Consider the following 24,661-nt stretch of genomic DNA (forward strand, 5'->3'; position numbering starts at 1 on the left):
CCCGGTACGCGGCCTTGACAGCGGGGGACCGGCTGTGAACGGCACCGACCGGCCTGAGTCCGACANGGGGTCCGGGCTTGATGAGTCCTTCGTGGCCCGGCTGGAGTTGGCGTTGACCGCCCGTATCCGAGCGGAGCATCCCGGGCGGAACGCGGACCTGATCGGGCTGGTGGTCGGCCGGACGGTGGAACTTCTCGCCGGGTCCGCCGCGCATAACATGCGGCATCCCCTCGCGGACGCCGTAGTGTATCTACTCGCGCACGGTTTGCGGGACGGGCGGTACCATCAGGTGCTGGCGGATACCCGGTTGGACCTGCCGGGTCTCACCCGTGACGTGGATGCTTTCAACCGGGNAGTCGCGCTTCTCGACAGGCTGCATGAACGGCATCGCGCCCCGGGCGGCAGGGGTGACGATGGCTCTGCGGCCACCNCCCCAAGGGAGCCAGGCGGCCCGGGCGGGTAGTACCGGCCCGTTGCGGGTTCCCCGCCGGTCTTGATCCTCGTAGGCCTGCTGTGGCTGTCCGCCTGCTTCTCGGCGTGGTCGACCTGCCGCGGGCGTGCTGGTCCCGGTGACCCACAGATCTGTGACGGGTAGAGGTCCGCCTGCCTGTCACTGCGGGGAGGACCCTGCCCTGCCCCCCAACACCGGGCGGGGTCCTCCCATCCTTCGAGCGACCCCGGGCCGCGCGCTGTCGTCCCCGACTGCCGCCGGTCCCGGGGTCTTTCCCTGCCGGGTGGGGTAGGCGGCCTGTTCCGGGCGGGTTGGTGGGGTTAGGGGCAGGGGGGTTGGTAGGGGAAGGTGGGGAGGTAGCGGTGCCATTCGTCTTCGCTGAGTCGGCCGGTGGGGGTGGTGCAGGCGCGGCGGGTGAGGCTGGTGGGGTTGAGATCCCACAGGCGGGCGGTGGTGTCGTCACCGGCGGTGGCGAGCATCGTCCCGTCGAAGGCGAGGGTTTCCACGGGTCCGGTGTGGCCGGTGAGGGTGGCCAGCGGGCGGGGGGTGCGCGGGTTGGTGAGATCCCACAGGTGGGCGGTGCCGTCGGTGCTGGCGGTGGCCAGCGTCGTGCCGTCGGGGGCGAAGACGGCGGTGGTGGTCATGCCGGTTTCGGGGATGGTGGCGGCGGGCTGCGGCTGGGTGGGGGTGGTGAGGGTCCACAGGAGGGTGGTGCCGTCCTGCTGGGCGGTGGCGAGCATCGTGCCGTCGGGGCTGAAGGTGGCGTCGAAGGTGGGGCCGGGGGCGAGGGTGGCCAATGGTCGGGGGGTGCGCGGGTCGGTGACGTCCCATAGGCGGGCGGTGCCGTCAAGGCTGGCCGTCGCAAGGGTGTGGCCGTCGGGGCTGAACGCCACGTTTCCGGCGATGTAGCTGTGGGGGGTGAATGTGGCGAGGGTGGAGGTGGCGCGGGGGTCGGTGATGTCGATTAGGAGCACGGCGCCGGTGGAGGTGCTGATCGCGAGCAGGGTGCCGGCGGGGTTGAACGCGGCGCCGTAGGGGGTTCCGCCCGTGTGCAGGGTGAGGGTGTTGACCTGGTCGGGGTGGTGGGGGTCGGTGATGTTCCACAGGCGGATGGTGGTGTCGTCGCTGGTGGTGGCGAGCAGGGTGCCGGCGGGGTTGAACGCCACGTGGTTCACCCCGTCGTCGTGGCCCAGGGTGGCTACCGGCTGGTCGGGGTGGGTGGGGTTCCACAGGCGTGCGGTGTGGTCGGCGCTGCCGGTGGCGAGGGTGTGCCCGTCCGGGCTGATGGCGACGGACAGGATTTTGCCGCTGTGGCGGAACGTTGCCAGCGGGGGCAGACCTCGGGCGGCGGCGGCCAGCAGGGCGATGCGCGCGGCCGGGTCGGGGTTGAGCCGGTAGGCGGCGACGGCGAGACGGACCGCGAGATCCGGATCATCGGTGGTGGCCTGGTCGGCGAGGATCGCGGCGGCGCCGTGCCGGTCGGGGCGGTTCGCCGTGGTCGGGGNGTGCCGGGGGCGGTCCGTGATGAGCAGGACAGCGGCGGCGAGGACCACGGCGGTCGCGGTGGCGAGGATCGTGATCCGGGTTCGGCGAGCCGGCGGTATGGGCCGGGCGTAGTGCGGGGGGATTGCCGGTGGTGGTGGGGCGGGCTGCGGTCCCTGCCTGCCGTGCCGGGTGGGTGCGGCGGGGGGNGGNGTTGGGGGNTGGGTGCTGGTGAGCATCCGGTATAGCTGCTCGGCGGTCGGCCGCTGCTCGGGGGCTTTGGCCATGGCGGCGGTGACGGTGTCGTGTAGTCGGCCGTGAAGCTGGTTTAGGTGGGTGGGATGGTCGTACCGGATGCGGTGCAGGAGTAGTTCGGATGATCGGTCCCCGAAGGGGGGTTGGCCGGTCGCGGCGTAGAGGACGACACCGCCCCAGGCGAAGATGTCGGCGGCCGGATCGGGTGGGGCGCCGTCGATGTTTTCGGGGGCCGTGTAGGCGGGGGTGCCGATCTGCTCGTCGATGTGGAACATGGTCATGCCGTGGGCGCGGGCGATGCCGAAGTCGATGACGCGAGCGCCCGTGGGCGAGAGTATGACGTTCGACGGTTTGAGGTCGCGGTGGACGACTCCGGCGCCGTGGATGACCGTCAACGCCACTGCGATGTGGACCGCAACCTGTTCCAGCTCGGCGCCGCGTAACGGGCGGCGGGCGGCCTGGGCGAGGGTCGGGCCGGGCACGTAGTCGGTGACCAGGTAGGGCCGTTCGGCGTTGGGGTCGGCGTCGAGGAAGGCGGCGGTGCAGAACCGCGGCACCCGCCGGGCGGCTTCCGCTTCGTGGCGGAACCGGGCGCGAAACTCCGGGTCGGCGGCGAACTCTACGCGGATCACCTTCACGGCGACCGGATGATGGTGCGGGTCCTCGGCGAGGTAGACCACGCCCATCCCCCCGACCCCTAACCGGCCGCGCAGACGGTAGACCCCGATGTGGGTGGGGTCGTCGATACGAAGCGCCGTGGCAGGCTGGGGCATGGTCAGGGCTGGCCGGTCGGGGTCTTCGTCGGTGTCGGGCGAGGCTGGAAGCTGGCGGCGGGTGGGGGTGGGGTCATGGCGCGGCTGCGGCGCTGCGGGTCGGTGCGGGTCGTGCCCTCCTGGCCGCGTAGCTGCTGGTCTAGCTCCATCGCCAGGGCGAGCGTGACGCCTGCTTCGTGGCGGCGTTGGAACCAGTCGGCCGAGATGCCGCCGTAGTGGGCGGCGGCCTCGTCGCGGCGGGCGGTGCGTGTGGCGGCGGTACCGGACCGGCCGGGAACAAGACCGAGTAGGGCGGCGGCGGCGTCACCGCGGGGGCTGCCGAGTGCCTGCACGGCCGTGAGGATCATCCGGTGTGCGGCGAGGGCACGCCGGTGCTCGCTGAGGCCGGGGTGCGGGGGGCTGAGCATGTCCAGCATGGGCCGTGCCTCGGGATAGCTGGCAAGGTCGGCGGGATGGCGGACACCGACCTTGAAGCAGCCATCGAGCAGGGTGCGAAGCAGGTCAACGCGATCCGGTTCGTGGGGGGCCGTCATCGGCGTTCGTTCCTTCCTGTCGATGCCGACTCCGGGTCGGCTCCGCGGATACTCCGGGTTGTGTCCGTGTTTGCTCCGGGCTGAGCCCGTCCCGATGATGGCCCGTGACAGGCCGGTCACGCTGCTGGTTTGCGTGGGTGTTTGGCCGGGCTTGTGATCGCACCTCCGGGGCTGATCCGTGCACAGCGCATCCCGGGCACCGTGGATGATCCGTGTGGACTCCGGTTCCGCTCCGGGCCGGCTCCGTGTCCGCTGCCGGGGATAGTCCGTGCAGATTCCGTGGAAATACCGGGTTCAGTGCCTTTCGCGTGGCCGCTGCGGCGGGCAGAGNGAGGAACACGGAACGCGGTCCGCGTTTCCCGCCCCTCGCCTGATCTTCTCTGTGTGGAGGCTGATTTACTATGCCCCGCTACTACGTCCGCACATCCTACGGGTTTTGGCGGATAGTGGTCTTCTTCTGGGTGCTGTACCTGGGCCTGTTTCTGTTCTCCAACGTGTCTGCCCTGGTGCCTGTCGTCCTGGTCGGGATGATCGTTGCCGCGGTGTTCTGGCTGGCTTCCCGGGTGATCCGCTGATGGCACGTCCTGGCGCGGTCGACCGGCGGCATGGGCGGCTGCTTGTCGCCGCGCTGGTGCTCTGGACGGCGGGACTGTTCTTCCTGTCCCTCGCCACGTCCCTAGCTATCGCATTGATGGACCGGTCCGCGTCTACTCCCACGCCGGTGTTGGTGACCGCGGCTGACCCGTGCACCACGACCATGCAAGCGTCCTATTCCCTGTCCTTCGGCTATTCCCCGTTGCATAAGGAGATGTCATGCGCGCTATCCCGGTGAACGAATCGCTGTTGGAAAACGTCGTCGCGGTCAGCGGCGCGATGCCGGAAACGGATCTGGACGGCAAGCAGAAGGCGAACCGTGACGGCCTGCCGGTCTACGGGGTGCAGGTCGCGGTCACCTACGACGGCACCGCATCTGTGATCAAGGTGAAGGTGGCGGGTGAGGCACCGCGGGTGCAGGTCGGGATGCCGGTCACCCTGGTCGGCCTGATCGGTACGCAGTGGGCGATCGGCGAGCGGCACGGGATCTCCTGGAGCGCACAGGCGATCCGTCCGCTTCCCACCCCGAACCCGNCCCCGGCGTCGAAGAGCTGACGGTCTGCCGGGGGCGGCATCCCTGACCCGGTGCCGCCGTCCCCGGGGCTGCTCCTTGCGCCGGTTCAGTGAGGGACGGTTGTCATGGCAGTGCTGCGGGTCCGGCAGGGCCGAATCAGAAAAGATCAATTTCGGTTGGCGTTACGGCCGTCCGTCCCTGAACTGCTGCTGCGCTACGGGCTGCGCTACGTCGCCTCGTGGTGGCGGGAAGCGCTCGCCGTTGTCCTCGCGCTGCTGATCTACCGGCGGGCGGTCGATGCCCTCGGGCCGGTCGGCGGGCGGGGGCTGCTCGTCGGCCTGGTGCTCGTCGTCGCCGGAGTGCCGCGGCTGCGCGCTGCCGTTCTCGGCTGGCTGCTCGGCGGGCGGCTACGCCGACGGTGGGCGGCGGCCTGCCGGGCCTGCGGCCTGGAAACCACGAGGCACACCGTGCTGCGAACACCACGGATTCGCCGGGCCTGGCGCGGTGCGGCCGGCTGGCATCTGCGGATCACCCTCGCCCCCGGACAGTCCGTGGACGACCTCCAGCAGGCCGCACCCCGGCTGACCGCCACGTTAAAACTCCGGGAACTGCGGATCTCCCCGAACCTTGCCCGCGCCGACCGGGTCGGCGCGGTCCTGGTGCACCGGGAAGTCCTGGGCCGACCGATCCGCGCGGACCTGCTTCCCCCCGGCGATCCTGGTGATCTCGACCGGCTGCCCATCGGCGCCCGGGAAGACGGCACGGCCTGGCTGCTGCCCCTGCGCGGCTCGCATGTCCTCGTCGCCGGTGCGACCGGCGCGGGCAAAGGATCGGTGTTGTGGTCGACGATCCGGGCGTTGGCCCCGGCGATCCGTGGCGGCCTGGTTGAAATCTGGGCCTGTGATCCCAAAGGTGGCATGGAGTTAGCGTTCGGCGAGCCGCTGTTTCACCGCTTCGCGGTCGACACCCCATCGATCGCGGATCTACTCGCGGACGCGGTCCGGGTGATGAACCGGCGCACCGGCCGGCTACGCGGGGTCTCCCGGCTGCACAAACCGTCCACCGATGATCCGCTGATCATCGTCCTGGTCGACGAAATGACGTCTGCCCCGCTGTGTCACAATCAGGGACAGTGCGACATCAACTCATCGGCGCGGCGGATTACGCCCGCATCAGCAGCGACCCGGGTAACGACGCCAAGGGCGTCGCCAGGCAGACNGAGGACAGCCAGGCCCGCATCGGACGGGAGCCCTCGTGGCGTCACGTCGGGTCGTTCGTCGACAACGACCTGAGCGCCACCAAGGGCCGAGAGCGGCCCGAGTTCGAGCGGCTCATGGCCGCCGTGCGGCGAGACGAGGTCAAGGTCATCGTGATCTACATGACCGGCCGGTTCGTCCGCACCCGACGCGAGCGCATGGAGACATACGAGCTGCTGGCGAAGCACGGCGTCCGGCTGGTGTGCACCAAAGGTCCCGATCTCGACTTCTCCACACCCGCCGGCCGGATGGTCGCGGGCATCATGGGCGAGGTCGACGCTCACGAGGTCGAGCAGCTCGCCACGCGGGTGTCTGACTCCCACCTGCAGGCGGCGAAGGAGGGGCGTCCGATCGGCGGACGCTGTTACGGCTACCGCCCGGACCCGACCGCGCCGAAGCACCACAAGCGGAGGTTGATCGTCTCGGAAGAGGCCGCGGTGATCCGCGAGATGGCCGCCCGGGCGCTCAGGGGCGAGACCCTGTACTCGATCGTCCAGGACTTCAACGAGCGAGGCGTGCCGACGCTCCACCCGGGCCGGTCGCGGACGGGCGGCCTGTGGTCCGTGTCCGTTCTGCGCGACATCCTCACCAACCCGGCGATCGCCGGCCGCAGCGTGCTGTTGGGTGTGGATTACGGCGAGGCCGAGTGGGAGCCGATCATCAGCTACGCCGACCATCTCAAGCTTGTCGGTATGTTCTCCGGACGCACGGCGCCCGAGGGTTGGACGAACCGTCACGTCCACCTGCTGTCCGGGATCGCCCTGTGCGGCAAGTGCCTGGCCCAGGGCCGCGAGATCACGGTGACATGTCGGCCCGGGGCGAAGCCGACGCCCAGCGGCTACCAGCCGTGGCCGAAGTCCCGGGGCTACATCTGCCCGGACAAGCAGCGCGGCGGATGCCGGGGCCTGCGTCACGCGGCCGACCCGGTCGACGCCTACGTGGAGGAGACCGTGGTGAGGCTGCTCGGCGAGCCCGGTGTGATCGACAACCTTGTGGCGGCCGAGGCGCCCGACGCCGAAGAGGTGCTGAAGGTCGCGACCGAGATCGAGGCTTGCCAGGCCCGCGCGGCGGCCGTAGGCGTCCTGATGGCGAAGGACGACCCGATGGACGAGGTGACGGCCATCGCCAGGCGGGCGGCGCTTGACCAGATCCGCGACGACCTGACGCGCCACCGCCAGCGGCAGACGGCCCTCGCCCGGTCGACGGTCGCCGAGGGCCTGTTGGACGTGGAGGACATCGCGCACCACTGGGAGCACGTGATGACGCTGTCGCAGCGGCGCGCGACGATATCCGCGCTGGTGCGGATCNCCCTGTTGCCCATCGGCCGAGGCAAGCGGGGGACGACCGATCACGTGGTGATCGACCGCCGCTGACGATCCCCGCGCGCGGCGCGTAACGTCGTAGGCAGGCCCTCCCCCGGCCTCAAGAGCGGGGAACCCTAGCCCGGGCAGCGAACAGGGCGGATCACTCAGCAGGGGTGATCTGTCGGCCTGCCCGGAGCCACGGTGCCCGTCCGTCCCCTTCTTAGCTCCACACCCCCCGACATCGCATGTGCGGCCGCGCAGCGCGCGCGTGAGCTGGCCTCGGTGCCGCTCACGCCGAGCGAGGCCGAGGTCATCCGCACTTTGGTCGGTCCCGTCACGACCCGTCGGTCAAGTCTCCACGGATCGTCACAGAAGTCGTCCTTTAGACGGGCGTCGATGTCTCCTACGTTGCTCTCGCACCGCCCACAGCGACCGAGGGAGCCTGAAATGACCGAGCCCACCGCCAAGCCCGCCGCGCGTCGTCGCGCCGCCGCGAAGCCCACCACCAAGGCCAAGGCCGTTGAGGCTGCGCCGGCCGAGGAGCCGACCCCCGCGCCGGTCGATGAAGCCCCGGCGGGTGTGGAGCCAACCGCGACCGAGGCCCCCACGACCGAGGCCAAGCCGAAGCGCGTCAACACCTCGCACGAGCACTGCGCGCACCCGAAGACCAAGGCCGCCCGCGCCGCGTGCCGCCGGGAGAGGGCCAAGACCGTGTAGCCCACACCGCCCAATTACCGAGGCCCCCGCCGAGTGCGGGGGCTTTTCGGTGGCCTCGCTGCGCGACGTCGCGACGTACGACGCGAGGCAGCTCCTTAAGGACGCCTCAGGTCGACGCTGACGAGCCAAAGCATCGCGCGCGTGTCGTTCGTTGGGGCAACGCGGGCGCATCGTCACAGAGCGTCTCGGGCGCTCACGGGCTGTAGCGCTGAGCAGCCCCCGCCCGGTGAGGGTCGAGGGCTACCACAAGCAAGCCATGATCTGACCACAGATCAGCCATCGTCTGACGTCGCGTCAGGGCTCCAAGCTCATCCATCGCGCGTCGTGGGTTCGAGCCTCCTCGGTCCGCCCGTTGCGCAGCCGGCGCGCCCAGTCGTTCGCGAGCCGGCCCCGGTCGTCGTACAGGTCGGGCCGATCCTCTCGGCTGGGCGGGGCCTCGCTCACCGGCCAACCCCGGTCGTCTCGGCGAACGTCGGGCCTCCGACGCCGCTGCTTGAGGCCCGGGCGTCGCACTCGTCGCGGACGACGTCGAACCACGGCCAGAACTCGCCGGCATCCCGTGCCAGATTGTGCAGCGCGACGCCGAGGCCCGCCAGCGCGTCGCGCCGCAGGACAGCCAGGTCGACCGTCGCCGCCTCGGTCCCGTTGCGCGCGGCATCGGCGAGGGCTTGGCGGGCTTGGCCGAGCGGCGAGGCGATCTCCTGGCGGAGCGTCAGGTGTCGCGTCGCGAGGTCGGCGACCCGACGTCGGTCTGTCGCGCTCAGCGGGGTGAGCTGGTCGACGGGAAAGCTAGCCATCAGGGATTCTCCTTGCCGGTGGTAGTCGCGGGCGGCGTCGTCAGGGCGGTGTGGAGGCTGCGCCAGGCCAGGCCCAGAAACGAGCCGCGCAGCGGGCGGGCTTTGCGCGTCTCGGCCCACACCGCCCAGGCTTCGCGCCGCGCGATCCGCTCGGCCTCCGCGACGACACGATCGGCGGGNGNGGNCATTCCGACTCCTCGTCGGCGAGGCCCGCGGCGACGGCTTCGGTGGCCGAGAACCACGTCTCGCGCCGCATGAGATCGCGCCAGGCGGAGGCGTCGCCCCCCGCGCGGGCGGCGTAGGCGGCGGCGATGTCGTCGCTCAGCCGGTCGAGCTGGTCGGCCGTGCGCCGCAGCTCTTCGGGGTTACCCCCGCCCCATCCCGACCGCGCGTCGTGGATCATCTGCTGGCTGCCCGGCCGCATGACGACGCGGTCCGCCCCGGTGGCGACGACCGACGCGGCGGACGCGGCGAGGCCCTCCACGACGGCCGTCACCCGGGCCGGGTGGCTCCGCAGCGCGTTGCGGATCGCCCAGCCGTCGAACAGATCCCCGCCCGGCGAGTTGAGGTGCAGCGTCACCGCCGGGGCTGTGATCTGGGACAGCTCGCGGGCGAACGTCGCGGCGTCCACACCGCCCCATCCGATCTCGTCCATCAGCCAGACGTCGGCGGTGAGGCTCGCGCGGTTCACCACGCGGAGACCCTCCCGGGCCGGAGCCAGCGCCAGCGCGGCGGACGCGCGCACCCCGCCCGAGACCGCGTGGCGGGCCGCGTCGCGGCTGGCCTCGGCGAACGCCTGGCGCAGCACGTCACCAGGCCGCTCGGCGGATTCCCGTGCCCCATCCGCGAACGCCTCGCGCAACACGCGGCGGAACTCGGTGTCGAACCGGTCAGTCCCCATCGGGGGTTCTCCTCAAAGCTCGCGAGACCATCCGCACGCGCTCGCGCGTCTCCGGGTCGTCGTCCTCGTCCAACAGGCTGTCGACGCACAGCAGCGCGAGCCCGCCCACCAGGCCCAGCGCGAGAAGACCCCAGCCGAGGCCCGCGAGAACCCAGACGGCGGCCGTGACGAGACCGGCGATCCAGGCCAGGCCGGCGACGCTGAGCAGGCCGCTAGGCACAGCGCCGCCCCCGGGTCCCCGTGGCCCGCCCCCGTCCGCGTCGGCCCGGCCGGCGTCGGCGGGGTGTCCCCCTCGCCGCGCTCGGAGTGCGGGCCTGCTCCCGCTGAACCCAGCGGGTCAGCTCGGCGAGGGGATCGGGTCGCTCGGTCTGGTCCACACCCCCCGGTGGCGTCGCGTTGTCGGGCGGGTCGTCGGCCGATCCGCGGGGTCGCATCAGATCCGCACCCCACGCTCGACGGGCGCGTCGGGGTCGGCGCGTCGTGCGCGGGGCAGCGGCGCCAAGGGGTCGTGACGGGCGCGGCCCCGAACCCAGGTGACGGGGCCGAGCGCGTCGGCGATCCGTGCGGGCAGCGTTGTGGGCCGCCGGCCACCGGCCAGGGCCGAGAGCACCGCGCGCGGATCGACGTCGGCGCGGCCGAGATCCTCGGCCGGGATGCCCTTCTCGACCATGCTGCGGCGCACGTCGGCGAGGTGGTCGCGCCGGGCCTCCAGTCGACGGCCCGCCTCGGCCAGAGCCTCGCGTGCGGCGGCGACCGCCTTCGCGGCCTCGGCGTCCAAGCGGTCGAACTTGGCGTCGATCTCGCCGAGCCGAGAAGCGAACTCGGTCCGGCGCGCGTCGGTCTCAGCCTGACTCGCGAGCCGCTCGCGCACCAGATCCACGAGGTACAGCGCCACCGCGCGGTCCAGGCCGTCGATGTCGGGGTCGAGCGTCGCGGCCTCTGCCTCGGCGTCGCGGAGGTGGTCTTCCGTCAGCCGGGCGCTGCCGTCGCTGAACAAGCGCAGGAAGGCGCTCCGCGCGGCGGCTTCGATCTCGCGGCGCCGGGCCACGGCGCGCATCTGCCGGGCTTCGGCTCCGCTCGGGTTCTCCTGCGCGCGGCGGAGAATGGCGTTCAGCTCGTCGATCCGCTCTTGGGTCATTCCGCCCGGATCGCCATCGATCCAATGCTCCTTGAAAGCCTGGAACCAGCCGGGGACGGGCGCCCCGATCTGAGCCCCCGTGCCGCGCAGGTCGAAGGGCGGCGAAGCCGCCCGAATCGGAATCACAATTCCTCCCGGTCGAAGACGTTGACCCACGGCTCCTCAGCCGGGGCGAGTTCGGGAGTTGGCTCCTCGTGAGGGGCGGCCACACCGCCCGACGTCGGCCCCGCGCCACTCGGAGCTTGGTCGGGCGGTGTGGCCTCGGAGGGCTCGCCAGCCGGCGGATGACCGACGCCGACAGACGGGCCTGGCGGAAGCGCGGGAGCGTCGCCCGCGGGAAGGGCTGGCCGGGCGATGTCCGCGAGGCTCGCGCCGTCCACCTCGATGTGGAACTCGACCGGGGCCGGGCGCGGAGGCTCGGGCGGAAGGTACTGGCCAAGCTCCTTGGCGGCGTTGGCTCGCATGTTCTCGACCGCATCCACGAGCCGGCTGGGCAGCTTCTGCCCCCTGACCCACGCCTCCCGAACGGCGCGGCTCAGAAGCTCGGCGTCGGCCTGGCGCGAGGCCATGCGCGACTGCGCGTCCACGAACCAGAGACCCTCGGGCCGATCGTCGGAGATGGCATAGAAGATGTCCGAGAAGTTGCGGCCGATGAACGACGCCACCCACTTCTCGTCGCTCATTCCCCACTTCTCCGCGAGCTTTCTTCGGTCGGCGGCGAGTATGCGCCCCTCGGCGCGAAACAGGTCGGCGATCTCCTGAACCCGCCGACGCCTCTCCGCGACAGCGGCGGATTCGTCGCCCGCTTCGTGGGGGCGTTCGTCGGACACGGCGAAACTCCTGGAAAGATTGTGCGGGAAAAGCCTTGACGATCCCTCAATTCATTGTCGCACATCCGGTGATAACCGACAAACAACCGGTTCGATCCNCNCCGCCCGACGTGAGCGGCGAGGCCGCGCGGCAACGCCGGCCGTGCCACCGCCGTTTCTGACTCAGCATAAGAAGACTTATCGCGCGTCAGAATCGCCCATATCGCCCACCATCGGCACGCAGCGTCGACCACAGGTAACGCCGGCCTGGCGTCGCCCTCGTTCCTCGGGTCGGTCCTCGCGCAGCGTCACAGTGACTCAGCGTCACGGCGAGTGGCTCACGCAGCGTCATCCCCTCGGGCATGAGCGGTGGACCGCTGAGGCCCCTGGCTGTTAGGCCCACACCCCCCACCAGCGCCTGCCCTCGTGCCTCGGGCGCGTCGTCGGAGCGCGTCCGCTGGCCTGCCCGCCCTCGTTCCTCGGGCTTGTCCCTGGCTCGCCCCTGTCATCACACGTCACGCGCGTACGCGGTCGTCAGCGTCGCCGCTGGCCTGCCCGGCGAGGCCACCCCACNCCCCCCGATCGACGCACGACGCGAGCCCCTCGGTGCCCTCGGAGATGAGGCCGGATCCGACCTACGCGCGCGAGGCGGCCGGATGGTGAGGGGGCGCCAGCGGATTCGGGATGAGAAGGGAAGCTCCGGGCGGTGAGGTAAGGTCGTCGTGAGCCGCCCCATCTGACGGGCCGCTCGGAAAGACGTCGGGCTCGCCTCCGCCCTCTCGCGAGGCCAGTGACACATCGTGTCCACCTGGTCACTTTACCTGTGACACTCGAGTGTCAACGGATGTAAACCCATCTAAGGGACCCCCCCTTCATGGGGTTTACACCTGGTGACACTCGATTGTCACGAGCGCAGTTACCCTCCGAGCACGCTGCGTCAGAAACCTCTTCGAAACTCGTCGCGAGGAATCGTTGAGTCCATGATCAGGATCGGATAATATGGGTATATCACAACGAACGCGCATCTCGCGCCCCCTTTGGCGCGCCACAAACCCGGAGGAAATAATGGCCCAGAGAATCGCCGAAAGCCTCGAAGAGGTGACGCATCCGCCCATCCGCTACCCCTGGCACGAATGGACCGACGGGGCGGTGTGGGCCGTGCGCCGAGGTGAAGACTTCTACATCGACCCGGGCCAGTTTCGCGTGACCCTCGCCGTGCGAGCCAGCCGCAAGGGGCGGCGAGTGAGGGTCCGCGTCGACGGCGATGTGGTGAAGTTCCAGTTCTACACGCCCGCCGCGTAAAAGCGAAAGACCCCCGGGGGACCAACCCGAGGGTCTTTCAAGGGAATTCGCCAGGAGCCAACCGAAGGAGATTCCCGCACACGTCGCGCAGCGACGTCCAACAAGATGAGGGTAAGACAACCCTGATGAGAAAGTCAACCATTCCCACGCTGGAATTCGACTCGGCGGATGAAATCGGCCGTCTCTCCGAGCAGGAGGAAGGCCCACTCGGTCCGCTGAGCCTGGCTCACGTCGTCGCCCGGATCTTTGCCTGGCACGGCGTCCGAGGCCGGGCCTCGCTGCCCACCATGCCGCCCGGTGTCGCGGGAACGGCCGATTCGCGCGGCCGGCTGACCCGGGAGCCATTCGAGTGGGACCCCGACGACCCCTCTTCGGTCGAGTCCCTCGCGTTCCGGCTGCGCGGGGTGTGGGGCCTGGACGTGTTCCTGCACCCGACTCTGTTCCGCCTCGACACTCGGGGCTGGACCGACGCCGACACGCTGCCGAGCCGCGTTCTGTTCCACGACTTGGACGAGGTCGACCCGCGCAGCCTTCCCGAGAGCCTGCGTCCCACGATCGCCTGGGAGACGTCGCCCGGCTCGTACCAGGCCGCGTGGCTGCTGGACGGCCCGGCGCTCACGCCCGACGAGCACCGAACCGCACAGCGGCGGCTTCACCAGGCCGTCAACGGGGGCGACTACCGCGCGCCGTCGGCGTTCGTCCGCCCGCCCGGACGGCGGAACCGCAAGGGCGAGAACGGCCCCCGGGGCGCGCTCGGGCGGTTCCTGTGGGACGACGGCCCGACGCTCGATCCCTCGNCCCTGCCCACCGATGACACGGCCGAGGCCACACCCGCCGAGGGGGCCGCCTTCGAGTGGGCCTCGCCCGATGACGCCGAGGCCGCCCGCGCGGGCCTCAGCGCGTCCGTGAGGGCGCTTCTCGCGGCCGACACGGGCGACCGTTCGGAGGACTGCCACAGGGCCGCCAAGGAGCTTCTCAAGGCGGGCCTCGCCCTCCCTCTGGCCGGCGCCGTGCTGCGCGACCACTGCGCGGCGTTCCACGAGAAGTTCGGCGGTCGCAGCGACCCGGACGGCCAGCTCGCGCGGGAGATAGAGAACGCGGCTNGCGCCGTCGCGGCCGACGAGGTTAGCGGCAACCGCGCATGGTGGGCCGATTTCGAGGAGCTGACCCACACCGGCAACGCCGCGCGGTTCATCGAGCGCCACGGCCACGAGGTGCGCTGGGTCGACCAGTGGAAGACGTGGATCACCTACGACCACGGACGCAGGGTGTGGCGACGCGATGGCGTCGGGAGCGTCGTTGAGTGGATGAAGGAACTCGGCCGCGACTTCATCCGCCAGGCCGCGAGCCTTGAGGAGGGCGACAGGCGCAAGAAGCACCTCGCCTGGGGACAGCAGAGCCTCAACACCCTCTCACTCAAGGCGAGCCTCCTGGCGGCCCAGTCAATTCGGGGCGTGACGATCCACGCCGAGGAACTCGACAACAAGCCTTGGCTCTGGGTCCTGGCCGATGGCATCACCGTCGAACTGCGAACGGGCCTGGCTCGTCCGTCGGACCCCGCCGACCTGCTGACGATGAGCAGCCGGGCGGTGTGGGACCCCACCCCGACGTGCCCGCAGTGGCTCAAGTTCCTCGCCGACACATTCCCCGGTGAGGGGGTGGCCGTTCCAAGGCCCGGCGAGGCCACGAGCTTCATCCAGCGGGCCGCAGGCTCCACGCTCGTCGGCGAGGCCGTTAAGTGGTTCTTCATCCTCCAGGGACCGACTGATTCTGGGAAGAGCGTGTTCCAGGAAATCATGGTTCGGGTCTTCGGGGACTATGCCAAGAACGTCAAGCGGGATGCGTTCCAATGGCAGCGCGGCGGCGAGGGAAAGAACAATGACGGCCTGGCGGACCTGCACAACAAGCGGTACGCGAGGTGGTCTGAGACCGAGAAGGGCCTCAGGGTCCAGGAATCCTTGGTCAAAGACGTCATGGACGGTGTGGGCTCGAAGAAGTCCGTTTCCCGGAAGTACGAGAAGGCGGTCGACATCCAGACCGTGTTCACCCTATGGATGGACACCAACAACGAGCCCGATTTGAGGTATGGGGACGACGCGCTCTGGAATCGTGTGCTCATCATCCACACCCGCGGCACCGTTCCTCAGTCTGAGCAGGTTTACAAGCTTGAGGAAAAGATCTTCGAGGATGAGGCCGCCGGGATCTTTCAGTGGGCGTTGGCCGGCTGCCTCGACTGGCAGGCCAGGGGCGGAGGTANGCGGGGCCTCGCCGCACCACCCGAGATCGAGCAGGCGGTAAAGGAGTACCGCGCCGATAAGGACGCGGTGGGCAAGTTCCTGGAGGCGTACACCGTCCGCACGTCCGAGGCCAACTCGAACGTCGGGACGGAGGACCTCAAGGCGGCCTGGCTCGCATACACCGGGTCCGATCGGAAGCTCTCCACCGAGAAGCTCAACGGGATGTTGGAGAGCAAGGGGATCAACCCCAAGACCAAGCGTCTGAAGGACCCTGAGACGGGGATGCAGCGCCGCGTCATCCCCGGCCTCCGCTGGATCGACGGAATGAAGCCCGAGAAGGAGAACTAGTCATGTCCGACAATTTCGTGCCCGCCCAGTCGGGGTGGACCGCCGAGATTCAGCACGAGGATTGGAGCGGGGAGAAGGTTCGCCGCTACTCCGACTACTACCCGGTCGTGGCCTGGGCTCCCGAAAGCAAGGGACTTTGGTACGTCCACCATTCCGACGGCCTGTGCCTCGCCGAGGCGAAGGACATCAACTTCATCCAGGACCCGAAGGACGCCACGCGGGACGAGCCCGCCGAGCCCGGCTGGTGGGCGATGGTGTCCGACGACGGCGACGATTGGCGAATCGAGCAGGTTGTCGGCTGGCGTACCTCCTTCGGAGACGAGACGTACCGCCTTCGATCCCCCCTCATCCTCGGTGGGATTGAGGTGAAGGACGGGAACGACTTCGTGGTTTACAACCCTAGCCGAGTCGCCTCCGTCTGGTACGGCAATCCCACCCCGCCCTCGCCGAAGAAGCAGAAGTACCGCCGCACAGTCGACGGCCGATTCGAGTTCGCTGTTCCTCCGCCGAGAAAAGCCGAACCGAAGGTTCTCGACTTCTCGCGCGCCTGATCCACACCGCCCACCCGGTTAGGAGCCAACCATGAACCCGAGGAGACCTCATGCAATGCCAAGACTGCGCGGCCCGCGAGGCCGCGCCCCCGGATGAATGCCCGACCCACCCGGGCACGCCGACGTTCGGCGACTGGTGCCCCGCGTGCGCCGCCGAGGGGGCGTACGGCCCCGAGTGCCGCGCTCAGGCCGTGCCGGACGGTCTGGCCTGGACGCACGCGCCCGGCTGCCCGCAGCACGGGGGCGCGTCGTGAGAGAGTTCCGGGTGGGTCTCGCGTGCGGGCACGACCTGTGGTTCGACCAGGTGTCGTGGGCGCCGATCGCGGGCGAGGTGGTCTGGTGCATCCGATGCCAGGCCGAGCGCGAGACCATGAACGGGCGGACGCCGATGCCGCAGGAGCGGGGGAAGGCCCCGCGCGCCGCTGACGCGCGGCCCGGCGCCCCCCGAGCGACGACGCGCGAGCGATGCGACGGGCTGTCGGCGTCGCCGTCAGGCGCCGTCGCGAGCCGCCTAGACGACGCGCGCGACGTCGCGACGCACGCGACGAAATACCCCTGGGGTCGGTGGACCGACGGCCGGGTCCGGATCATCCGCCGGGGGAGGAACTTCGACGTCGCGGCCGCCAACATGCGAACCAACCTGTACGCCCACGCCAAGCGGACCGGCATGACCGTGCGGACCTCGCTGGACGGCGACGCCATCCTGTTCCAGTTTTTCGCCGAGGGGGCCTCGCCGTCCCGCGCGTTCAGCCGCCCGATCCCGCCCATCACGGCGTCGCCTCCGGTCCCCTCCTCGGAGGGTCCGGCTCATCCGGGGGGTGTGGGATGAGCGCGACCATCGGGCGTCCCGAAACGCGGACGATCGCCTACCGCCCGCGCGGAGGGGCCGCCGTCCTTCTGACCGCGAGGGATGCGGAGATCTGCTTCTCCGGTCCTGCGGGGACAGGGAAGAGCCTCGCCGCCCTCTGGAAGGTGCACCTCACGTGCATGGCCGTGCCGGGGACGCAGGCTCTGATTCTGCGTCAGACCAACATCTCGTTGGCCGGCACCACGTTGAACCTGTTCGAGCGGTTCGTGGTGCGGTCGGCCCTGGACGCGGGGATCGTCGCGTGGTTCGGCGGCTCGCCCCGGGAGGCCGCGAAATACCGCTACCAGAACGGATCGACCATCATCGTGGGCGGATTGGACCAGCCCACCAAGTTCCTGTCTTCGGAGCTGGACATCATCTTCGTGGACGAGGCCACGGAGATATCCAAGACCGCCTACGAGACCGTGTTCTCGCGTCTGCGGGGAACGGCCCTCGCGGACAAACAGATCATCCTCGCGTGTAACCCGAGCCACCCGAAGCACTGGATCAAGCTGCGGTGCGACCAGGAGGGGATGCGGATGATCGTGTCCCGCCACCGGGACAACCCGGTCTACGTCCGCGAGGACGGGAGCCTGACCGAGGCCGGGCGGGATTACATCGTCGGGAAGCTCGGCAAGCTGACCGGCGTCCGCAAGCTGCGGTATCTGGATGGGATCTGGGCCGCCGCCGAGGGGGTGATCTACGAGGAGTGGGACGACTCGATCCACGTCGTGGATCCGTTCAAGATCCCTCGGGATTGGACCATCCGGTGGGCTGTCGACTTCGGATTCGTCAACCCGTTCACCTGGCAGTTGTGGGCCGAAGATCCGGACGGCGGGCTGTGGCTCGTGAGGGAGATCTACCGAACCGGCCGAACCGTCGCCGACCATTGCCAGACCATCCGGGAGGCGGCTCGCGGATTCGCCGATCCTCTGGAGGTGGTGTGCGACCACGACGCGGAGGATCGGGCGACGCTGGAGCGGGAGTTGGGATACTCGACCTGCCCCGCGACCAAGAACGTGTCCCGCGGGATCCAGGCCGTGAAGGAGCGGCTCGCGACCAACCGCATCCGCGTGTTCCGAGACAGCCTCGTGGAGCGGGACCACGAGTTGGCGAAGCGCGAGAAACCCGGACGGCTCGCGGAGGAGATCCCGCAATACGTGTGGGCGTCCAAGTCCCGTCGCGCTGAGGATGGCGAGCGCAAGGACGAGCCGCTGAAGGAGAACGACCACGCTGCCGACGCTATGCGGTATGTCGTCGCTCAGCTGGATCTCCGGTCCCGGCCAGGCGTTCGCTTCCTCGAATAGCCCGATTGTGGCGAGAATCGCGCGTCCACCTCGTTAGCGTGCTGAGCGATCACACGCGCGCACGCGAGGAGATGACGTGATTCTGAGGCATACATTTGTCCAGATTCAACCAACGGGCTCGGACGGGATATGGCAGCTCACCATCAGGCCCGGAGCTAACCGGGAACACGTCGTGGCCGCCCTCGCGGCCCTTCCCGAGGACGCGGTTTTTGTCGAACCGTTCGGGAACATCGCCGCCGTTCTTCTGTTCATCGCCCCATCCAGCATCCCGCCCCGTTAGCCCGTCCACACCCCCCGCCGACCTCGCTACCGAGGCCGACCGACGGGGGGTGCGGAGCGGACGGACCGGCTCAGTCATGACACAGGGGTGAGTGACCCTCGCCACATGGCGGAACGGCTGATCCGAGTTTGTCGGACGTGCGGTGGATCCTGCCGCCATGTCACCCGATGGCGCAACTCCACCACCCGACGGCGCAGGCGCCCGCACCAAATCCGACGAGTGGTACGTGCTCGACCTCTGCGACGAGGCGGTCGGCGAGACCGGCCTGCGGCAACACCGCTTCGACTGGCTTCTCGGCGATCCGAGCCCCGCCTCAGGCCGCCGCGTCCGTCTGCCCGTCGACGCCTATTGGCCCACCCGCCGCCTGGTCGTCGAGTACCGCGAGCGCCAGCACGACCAGCCGACACCCCACTTCGACAAACCCGACCGGCTGACGGTCAGCGGCGTTCACCGGGGCGAGCAGCGAGCCCTGTACGACCGTCGCAGAGAGGAGCTGATACCAACCCAGGGTCTCCGCCTGGTCATCCTCCGCCCCGCTGACCTGGCCAGCGACGGTCGCGGGCGGCTCAAGCGACGACGAGACGAAGACCTCGCGGTCATCAGCGCCCGACTGGCCTGAGCCGTTCTACGCCCACACCGCCCGGACATCGCGCGTCTCGGGCGGTGTGGTAATTAGCCCTCGCCGCGCCAACCGGGGCGGTGGGTGTCGAGCCAAGCCTCTACGTCCGCGCGCAGCCACAGGCGGGTCTGACCNTCCGCGCCCNCGTACCANGGCGCGGGGNACGCGCGGNCTCTGGTGATCGTGTAGGCGCGGGCCTTGCCTACCCCGAGGAGGGTCCGGAGCTCGGCTATGCCGATCAGCTCGTCCGGGGTGGCCGGCTGCGGCCCGGTGCTGCGCTCCACACCCGCCAACCCTGTGTGCAGATGGGTCGATGCACGACCTCGACTGTCCTGCTCGCTCCCGACGCGCTACCGTGTCCGCTATGACCGCGAGCCGAACGAACGACCACGTGGGCGTGCGGGTGCGCGTCGACAAGACCGCCGACACCATGGATCTCCAGTTGGACGGCGGCACGACCGCCGACGAGCTGCTCCGCGTGGTGGAGCAGTACATCCCGCAGGGCGCCCGCCTGGGGGAGGCCCTCACGATCACGTGGCTCTGTGGTCCCGATCCGGCCGCATCCCCTCCCCANCCGTCGGGGGGTGTGGAGGGCATGCGACCTTATTTCGATCACTCCACGTGCGACCACGAGGCGACGCCTGGCGCACGCGCACGATGCCGGCAGGCCCGTCGGGAGTGACACGAGCGCCCGACCGACGTCTTCGGCCCACACCAGCCCGGATCGGGGGGTGTGGGCTCTATTTATGACACAAGCGCCCCGACGTCATCGCCAGCCTCACCGCATATGTCGCGNACCCGAAGCTGAAAAAGCAGATCGCGGCATCCCTGTCCCTGCTGCTCGCCCAGGGACGCGCCCCCGGGGTCGTCGTGGTCGGCGCGGTCCAAGACCCCCGGAAAGAGGTACTGCCGCTACGAGACCTGTTCCCCGTGCGCATCGCGCTGCGGATGACCGAAGCCGACCAAGCCGACATGGTCCTCGGCAACGGCGCGCATGACCGCGGCGCACGGTGCGAACGCATCCCCCGCGCCCTGCCCGGTGTCGGCTACGTCCTCGTCGACGGCGACCCCACCCCCGTCCGGGTACGGGCCGGCTGGCTGGCTGACGACGACATCCGCACCATGGCCGCGCACCACACCCAACCCGCCGCGCAGCCCCCGACGCACCGCCCGGCAACCCCGCCCGTCCGACCGGCCGCGCTACCGCCCACCACCGCCGGGCAGGGCTGGACCCCCGACCTGACCGCTTTCCCCCCGCCCCCGGTAGGCCGCACCCGACCGGGGGCACCCGGCAGCGTCCAAGGCGGCGGGAAAGCCGGGGAGGAAGACGATCCGACGATCCCGCTCCGCGGCTGGCGGTCACCTCCACCCCCCGCTCTACCCCCCGCACCCCCGTCGATCGACGCGGACGACGGCAGTCCCGAAGCCGAAGCCGCCTGGCGGGCCTGGGAAGCCCACTTCCCCGGCGAACCCGGCTAAATCACCCACCGGCCAGGACCCCGGCCGCCCGGCACCCTTCCCCTTTTTCTCCTTCGTCGTGCCCCCCCGGACACCGCTGCCGGCGTCGGGCGGCTCGACCCTGCCCACAAGGAGCCACCCACAGTGACACGCCCTATCGATACCGTGACCAAACCGGGTGAAGGGACGGTGGCCGGGGGCTGCACACACCCCATCCGCCTCGCTGGCCACACCGATCATGTGGACATCACGACCGGGGAGGTACGTCGGGCGTTCTCCTCAGCCGGACAGCCGGGCGGGGTGGTACACGTGCGGTGCAACAACCGGCGCGCTTCCGTCTGCCCCTCCTGCTCCAAGCTCTACCAGCGAGACGCCCGGCGGATCGTGCTGTCCGGGCTGGCCGGTGGCACGAGCGTGCCCGACACGGTCAGCGGTCATCCGGCGCTGTTCGTGACGTTGACCGCCCCGAGTTTCGGCGCGGTGCACTCCCGCCGCAGCAAAGGGAAGCGGGGCGAGGCGCGGGCGTGCCGGCCTCGGCGGGGCGAATGCCCGCATGGACGGCCGGCGGGCTGCCACGCCCGGCACCGGGACGGGGATCGGTTGCTCGGAACACCGCTGTGCCCGGACTGCTTCGACTATCCGGGCGCGGTTACGTGGAACAGTCTCGCGCCGATGCTATGGAAGGTCACCCGGGATCGAATGGAATCGGCGGTCGCGGCGGCGGCGGGGNTGACGGNGGNCGGNCTGCGCCNCGTCATACGGATCACCTGCGTGAAGGCAGCGGAAATGCAGGCCCGCGGCCTGGTCCACCTACACGCCGTCATCCGGATCGACGGGCGCGGCGAGAACCCGAATGACCTCGTGGCACCACCCGCGTGGGCGACAACAAAGCTTGTCGCCCACTGCCTGCGCACAGTCCTCGGGGAAGTGGCCATACCTGCTCCCGACCCGAACCATCCCGGCGGCGTGACCCTCGTGCGCTGGGGTGACCAGCATGACCTACGCCCCATCACCCTGGACGGACCCGCCACAAGCGGGAAGATCGCAAACTACCTCGCCAAGTACCTCACCAAGAGTGTCACCGCCGGCGGCCTGCTCGACCGGCCCGTACGTAGCCTCGGGCATCTCGCCCGCATCCCCCTCAACCCCCACGCCCGGCGGATGGTGGAAACCTGCTGGCAGCTCGGCCAGGACGAGGACTTCACCGCGGCACTCGACGAAGCCACCGGACGGCAACCCGGCCGTCTCCCCGCTCTGATCCGCTGGTCCCACGCGTTCGGCTGGGGCGGACACTGGATTTCCAAGAGCCGCCGGTACTCCACCACCTTCGGCACACTGCGCGCCGCACGCCGCACCTGGGCACGCACCATCGGCGCCGTCCTGGCAGGCCGTCCGGTCGGCGACGCCTTCAGCCGCCCCGACAACGACCCCCGCACCACCATCCTCAGCACCTGGCGCTACGCCGGACGGGGCACAACCCCCGACATCGATGCACACAGCCGGAGCGGACACGGACCCCCATCCCACCGCGCGACCCTAACCCCGACCACCCGCGGCGGAGACGACGATGCCTGAGCAGACACCCGCGCGTGCACCCCTGTGGACCGTGCACGACCTTGCCCGTTACCTCGGTGTCCCCGTCAACACCATCTACAAATGGCGCACCACCGGCGACGGACCGCCGTCCCTCAAGGTCGGGCGGCACGTCCGCTACCGCGAACAGGACGTCACGACCTGGCTGACTACCTGCGGTAACCAGACTCACGAGTAAACCTGTGCGCCCCACGCCGCCCGGCCAGCGTCCCTCGTACCGGGCGACCTGACGGGGAACATGACGTGCATCATGTTCCCCGTCAGGTCGACCCGTCCGGCCGGCGTCCGGAGACCGAGTGGAAGACGGCCGGAAACCAGCAACGACAAAGATCGAAAGACGTCGACTGATCCACTCAAAGTACGGGATAAGTACGGGATGACCTTGCAGGAAAATCGACTGCTGCGCGAGAATCGCCTGTGCTGCAAGGGTTCTGGTGGGGCGGGTGGGGCTCGAACCCACGACCGACGGATTATGAGTCCGCTGCTCTAACCGGCTGAGCTACCGCCCCCTGGATCGATCCCCCCCAGCGTCTCACAGCGTGGAGGACGTCTCACAGCGTGGAGGACATCGACGACGTACAGCCTAACGGCTACCGCNGGGTGGCATGCGTCCGCTCGTCTGGCCGCGGAGAGGAGCCCAAGAACAAGACTCACCGGAAGTGGACGACCACGGAATGCCGAGGCGGCACGGATCGACGGCGGCACGGATCGACGGCGTCCCGGGTCGACGGCATTCCGGCGCCGCCGCCGTCCCGGCGACATGCCCAGGTCAGCGCCTGTCCGGCGCCGCTTGACCGCTCGATCCGGACTTGTGATGCCGAGACGACATCCCCCGGCTATGCTCACCGTGCTGATCCGCTCACGCGGCTTGTCCCGATCTGCCGCCTGCCGAAGAGCGATGAATGACCGCTGATCCCGAATCCGCCTGGCAGCGTTACACCGTCTCCGCCGAGCTTCTGTACCGCGACGACACGGCCGACGCCCTGCGCGGCCGGGACTTCGACGCCGCGTTCCTGCTCATGCGCAAATGGGACCATGTCAGCCAGGACCGCCTAGCCTCCTCCATCGAGGGGTTCAGCCAGTCCCGGATCAGCGGCCGGTCCGCACCCACTACGTCGTCGACAACAGCCGCCACACCCGCAGCAACCCCGCCGACCGGCTACCAGACCGTCGCCATCACCAACGGCTACACCCGCACCCTGCACACAGCAGGGCCCGACCACATCATCGACTCACTCACCGAACTCCTCGACCTCCTCGCCTGACAGCGAGGGCGCGGACCTCAGGCCACCTCCCAGCCGGTCAACCCAGCCGACTGTACTGTAGATGGCACCGAGGACACGAAGGCCGCTCCGGCAGGGACCGCCGGGTGTCACTATTGGTGCCTTCACAAACGGCTCATACCTCATAGTGCCTCTCGGAGAGTACGGCGAGCCGGGCACCGCCCATCACGAGTGGGACTTTCGAGTCGTGTCTCGTCAAGGTTCCCAGGTAAACACCAGGATGTTCGACTGCAGCGGTGGCGCAGTTGAACACGCGTGTTGTCGCCGGAGTCGGGTGTTCGCGCCGCACCGGCCCCGGCGTAAGCTTGAAAACCGCGGATTAGCCCCGGCCAAGCGGTGCTCTGCCTGGCCGGGCTCCCCGGGAATACCCCATCCACTGCTGCTCAACGCCGAGGATTGGCCGGAAGGCGAAGAGTGCGTTCCACCGCACGCCGGCAGCCGGGCGTCCATCAACGAGGTGATCGAGGCAGAACGTTGTGCGTTGAAAGGGCCGTGCGCAATCGTGTACCCGGTCGACCTGGCGCCATGCCATGCGCGCCGTCGGGTAACTGTCGGCTGTCCGTTCACCATCTCTGACCGCGGAGGCGCAATGCTTTGTCGTCCGAGCCACCCCCAACCTGCCGTCACTCGCCCTTGGAGTGGGGCGGATGCGTGACGACCGAGACGTCTTCCGGCGGTTGACCGATCTGTTCGAGTCCGGCTCGGTGTCCTACCGGATGATCCCGCATCCGCCCGAGGGTCACACCGACGTCGCCAGCCGGCTGCGTGGCCACCCCCTCCAGCAGGCCGCCAAGTCCCTCGTGGTGCGGGTGGCAACGGGCAGGCGTTCCCGGCGCTACGTGCTCGCCGTGGTCCCCGGTGACCGTCGGGTCGACCTGAACGCGCTGGCCGACCGGTATGGCGGCCGAGAGGCCTCGTTCGCCGCCCGTGAGGTCGCCGAACGTCTGGCGGGCAGCGTCAGCGGATCCATCACCCCGTTCGTCTTCTCCCCCGAGCTGGACCTCATCGTCGACGAAGGCCTGCTTATCCACGACGAGATCTACTTCAACGCCGGACGGCTCGACCTGTCCGTCGCCCTGTCCGTCTCGGACTACCTGGTGCTGGCCCGGCCGACCGTCGCGCCCATCGCCGCCTGACGCCCTGGGCGGCCAGGAGCCAGCGCCCCGGCCCGTCGCACTCGGCACTCCTTCGTAGACCGCCGGACCTCCGGACCACCGGATCTCCGGACCACCGGACCTCCGGACCACCGGACCTCCGGACCACCGGCGAAGGATGGGTACCGGAGCTGACCGAGATCGATCTCTGCCGCGAA

At 69.7% G+C, this 24,661-nt stretch carries 26 protein-coding genes, 1 tRNA gene and 1 pseudogene; 19 read left to right on the plus strand and 9 right to left on the minus strand.

All coding sequences use genetic code 11. The features are described 5' to 3' along the window. Positions 1 to 771: 771 nt before the first annotated feature. Together CED_RS07670 and CED_RS07675 are read right to left on the minus strand one after the other, a co-directional pair. Complete coding sequence (locus tag CED_RS07670; protein ID WP_200875386.1) at positions 772 to 2,961, minus strand: WD40 repeat domain-containing serine/threonine protein kinase; 2,190 nt, start codon at positions 2,959 to 2,961, stop codon at positions 772 to 774. Between the two features lie 2 nt (positions 2,962 to 2,963). Next, positions 2,964 to 3,494 (minus strand): hypothetical protein, encoded by a 531-nt coding sequence (locus CED_RS07675; protein WP_011437775.1) that lies wholly within the window; start codon positions 3,492 to 3,494, stop codon positions 2,964 to 2,966. 401 nt (positions 3,495 to 3,895) lie between these two features. Here CED_RS07675 and CED_RS24645 point away from each other — a divergent pair, with 401 nt between their 5' ends. From CED_RS24645 to CED_RS07700, 6 genes and pseudogenes are all read left to right on the plus strand, one after another. Continuing rightward, positions 3,896 to 4,069, plus strand: coding sequence for a hypothetical protein (locus CED_RS24645; RefSeq protein WP_023841510.1), 174 nt, complete (start codon positions 3,896 to 3,898; stop codon positions 4,067 to 4,069). Beyond that, complete coding sequence (locus CED_RS07680; RefSeq protein ID WP_023841511.1) at positions 4,069 to 4,326, plus strand: hypothetical protein; 258 nt, start codon at positions 4,069 to 4,071, stop codon at positions 4,324 to 4,326. The genes CED_RS24645 and CED_RS07680 overlap by 1 nt, the downstream gene beginning before the upstream one ends. Further along, complete coding sequence (locus CED_RS07685; protein ID WP_035909501.1) at positions 4,308 to 4,643, plus strand: hypothetical protein; 336 nt, start codon at positions 4,308 to 4,310, stop codon at positions 4,641 to 4,643. The genes CED_RS07680 and CED_RS07685 overlap by 19 nt, the downstream gene beginning before the upstream one ends. A gap of 84 nt (positions 4,644 to 4,727) precedes the next feature. Further along, positions 4,728 to 5,606, plus strand: a pseudogene (locus CED_RS07690) (FtsK/SpoIIIE domain-containing protein); the annotation flags it as partial. Between the two features lie 128 nt (positions 5,607 to 5,734). Further along, positions 5,735 to 7,231 carry a recombinase family protein gene (locus tag CED_RS07695; protein WP_035909503.1) on the plus strand — a complete coding sequence of 499 codons (1,497 nt, stop codon included), beginning with the start codon at positions 5,735 to 5,737 and terminating at the stop codon, positions 7,229 to 7,231. Positions 7,232 to 7,609: 378 nt separating this feature from the next. After that, on the plus strand, positions 7,610 to 7,879 hold the full coding sequence (locus CED_RS07700; RefSeq protein ID WP_035909506.1) for a hypothetical protein: 270 nt from the start codon (positions 7,610 to 7,612) through the stop codon (positions 7,877 to 7,879). A gap of 294 nt (positions 7,880 to 8,173) precedes the next feature. On the opposite strand, the gene CED_RS24240 is transcribed toward CED_RS07700, so the two are convergent. The 6 genes from CED_RS24240 to CED_RS07725 all read right to left on the minus strand — a co-directional run bounded on the left by CED_RS24240 (position 8,174) and on the right by CED_RS07725 (position 11,545). Then, positions 8,174 to 8,323, minus strand: a complete 150-nt coding sequence (locus CED_RS24240) for a hypothetical protein (RefSeq protein WP_160172374.1) — start codon at positions 8,321 to 8,323, stop codon at positions 8,174 to 8,176. Next, on the minus strand, positions 8,320 to 8,676 hold the full coding sequence (locus CED_RS07705) for a hypothetical protein (RefSeq protein ID WP_035909508.1): 357 nt from the start codon (positions 8,674 to 8,676) through the stop codon (positions 8,320 to 8,322). The genes CED_RS24240 and CED_RS07705 overlap by 4 nt, the downstream gene beginning before the upstream one ends. 40 nt (positions 8,677 to 8,716) lie before the next feature. Next, positions 8,717 to 9,577 carry a head maturation protease, ClpP-related gene (locus tag CED_RS21435; protein ID WP_051868715.1) on the minus strand — a complete coding sequence of 287 codons (861 nt, stop codon included), beginning with the start codon at positions 9,575 to 9,577 and terminating at the stop codon, positions 8,717 to 8,719. Further along, complete coding sequence (locus CED_RS07715) at positions 9,567 to 9,797, minus strand: hypothetical protein (RefSeq protein WP_035909510.1); 231 nt, start codon at positions 9,795 to 9,797, stop codon at positions 9,567 to 9,569. Before CED_RS07715 ends, CED_RS21435 begins: the two co-directional genes overlap by 11 nt. Before the next feature lie 213 nt (positions 9,798 to 10,010). Further along, positions 10,011 to 10,841: a hypothetical protein gene (locus tag CED_RS07720; RefSeq protein ID WP_035909514.1), complete on the minus strand. Its 831-nt coding sequence runs from the start codon at positions 10,839 to 10,841 to the stop codon at positions 10,011 to 10,013. Continuing rightward, positions 10,838 to 11,545: a hypothetical protein gene (locus tag CED_RS07725; RefSeq protein ID WP_035909517.1), complete on the minus strand. Its 708-nt coding sequence runs from the start codon at positions 11,543 to 11,545 to the stop codon at positions 10,838 to 10,840. The genes CED_RS07720 and CED_RS07725 overlap by 4 nt, the downstream gene beginning before the upstream one ends. Positions 11,546 to 12,589: 1,044 nt before the next feature. Here CED_RS07725 and CED_RS07730 point away from each other — a divergent pair. The 11 genes from CED_RS07730 to CED_RS07785 all read left to right on the plus strand — a co-directional run bounded on the left by CED_RS07730 (position 12,590) and on the right by CED_RS07785 (position 22,244). Then, positions 12,590 to 12,826 (plus strand): hypothetical protein, encoded by a 237-nt coding sequence (locus tag CED_RS07730; protein ID WP_023841827.1) that lies wholly within the window; start codon positions 12,590 to 12,592, stop codon positions 12,824 to 12,826. Positions 12,827 to 12,951: 125 nt separating this feature from the next. Next, complete coding sequence (locus tag CED_RS07735; RefSeq protein ID WP_035909520.1) at positions 12,952 to 15,411, plus strand: phage/plasmid primase, P4 family; 2,460 nt, start codon at positions 12,952 to 12,954, stop codon at positions 15,409 to 15,411. Between the two features lie 2 nt (positions 15,412 to 15,413). Next, the gene (locus CED_RS07740; protein WP_035909523.1) at positions 15,414 to 15,962 is read left to right on the plus strand and encodes a hypothetical protein; all 549 of its coding nucleotides are present in this window, start codon (positions 15,414 to 15,416) and stop codon (positions 15,960 to 15,962) included. 50 nt (positions 15,963 to 16,012) lie between these two features. Continuing rightward, positions 16,013 to 16,216 carry a hypothetical protein gene (locus CED_RS07745; RefSeq protein WP_023841823.1) on the plus strand — a complete coding sequence of 68 codons (204 nt, stop codon included), beginning with the start codon at positions 16,013 to 16,015 and terminating at the stop codon, positions 16,214 to 16,216. Then, complete coding sequence (locus tag CED_RS07750; protein WP_152569722.1) at positions 16,213 to 16,791, plus strand: hypothetical protein; 579 nt, start codon at positions 16,213 to 16,215, stop codon at positions 16,789 to 16,791. Before CED_RS07745 ends, CED_RS07750 begins: the two co-directional genes overlap by 4 nt. Then, complete coding sequence (locus CED_RS07755; RefSeq protein ID WP_051868716.1) at positions 16,788 to 18,116, plus strand: phage terminase large subunit; 1,329 nt, start codon at positions 16,788 to 16,790, stop codon at positions 18,114 to 18,116. Before CED_RS07750 ends, CED_RS07755 begins: the two co-directional genes overlap by 4 nt. A gap of 76 nt (positions 18,117 to 18,192) precedes the next feature. Then, positions 18,193 to 18,396, plus strand: a complete 204-nt coding sequence (locus CED_RS25765) for a hypothetical protein (protein WP_108913229.1) — start codon at positions 18,193 to 18,195, stop codon at positions 18,394 to 18,396. A 157-nt stretch (positions 18,397 to 18,553) separates the two neighbouring features. Then, complete coding sequence (locus CED_RS07760; protein WP_051868721.1) at positions 18,554 to 19,015, plus strand: hypothetical protein; 462 nt, start codon at positions 18,554 to 18,556, stop codon at positions 19,013 to 19,015. A gap of 930 nt (positions 19,016 to 19,945) precedes the next feature. Next, a complete protein-coding gene (locus tag CED_RS07775; RefSeq protein WP_369807800.1) occupies positions 19,946 to 20,494 on the plus strand; it encodes a hypothetical protein in 549 nt (182 codons plus the stop codon). Positions 20,495 to 20,638: 144 nt separating this feature from the next. Beyond that, the gene (locus CED_RS23520) at positions 20,639 to 22,048 is read left to right on the plus strand and encodes a replication initiator (protein ID WP_235186950.1); all 1,410 of its coding nucleotides are present in this window, start codon (positions 20,639 to 20,641) and stop codon (positions 22,046 to 22,048) included. Further along, complete coding sequence (locus tag CED_RS07785; RefSeq protein WP_011437779.1) at positions 22,041 to 22,244, plus strand: AlpA family transcriptional regulator; 204 nt, start codon at positions 22,041 to 22,043, stop codon at positions 22,242 to 22,244. The genes CED_RS23520 and CED_RS07785 overlap by 8 nt, the downstream gene beginning before the upstream one ends. A 254-nt stretch (positions 22,245 to 22,498) precedes the next feature. Here CED_RS07785 and CED_RS07790 read toward each other — a convergent pair. Next, positions 22,499 to 22,575, minus strand: a tRNA-Ile gene (locus CED_RS07790). 393 nt (positions 22,576 to 22,968) lie between these two features. Here CED_RS07790 and CED_RS07795 point away from each other — a divergent pair. Next, positions 22,969 to 23,331 carry a hypothetical protein gene (locus CED_RS07795; protein WP_011437780.1) on the plus strand — a complete coding sequence of 121 codons (363 nt, stop codon included), beginning with the start codon at positions 22,969 to 22,971 and terminating at the stop codon, positions 23,329 to 23,331. 665 nt (positions 23,332 to 23,996) lie between these two features. Next, positions 23,997 to 24,485: a YbaK/prolyl-tRNA synthetase associated domain-containing protein gene (locus CED_RS07800; protein WP_011437781.1), complete on the plus strand. Its 489-nt coding sequence runs from the start codon at positions 23,997 to 23,999 to the stop codon at positions 24,483 to 24,485. Positions 24,486 to 24,661 lie beyond the last annotated feature (176 nt).

The organism is Frankia sp. CeD (genome assembly GCF_000732115.1).
GTDB lineage: Bacteria > Actinomycetota > Actinomycetes > Frankiales > Frankiaceae > Frankia > Frankia casuarinae.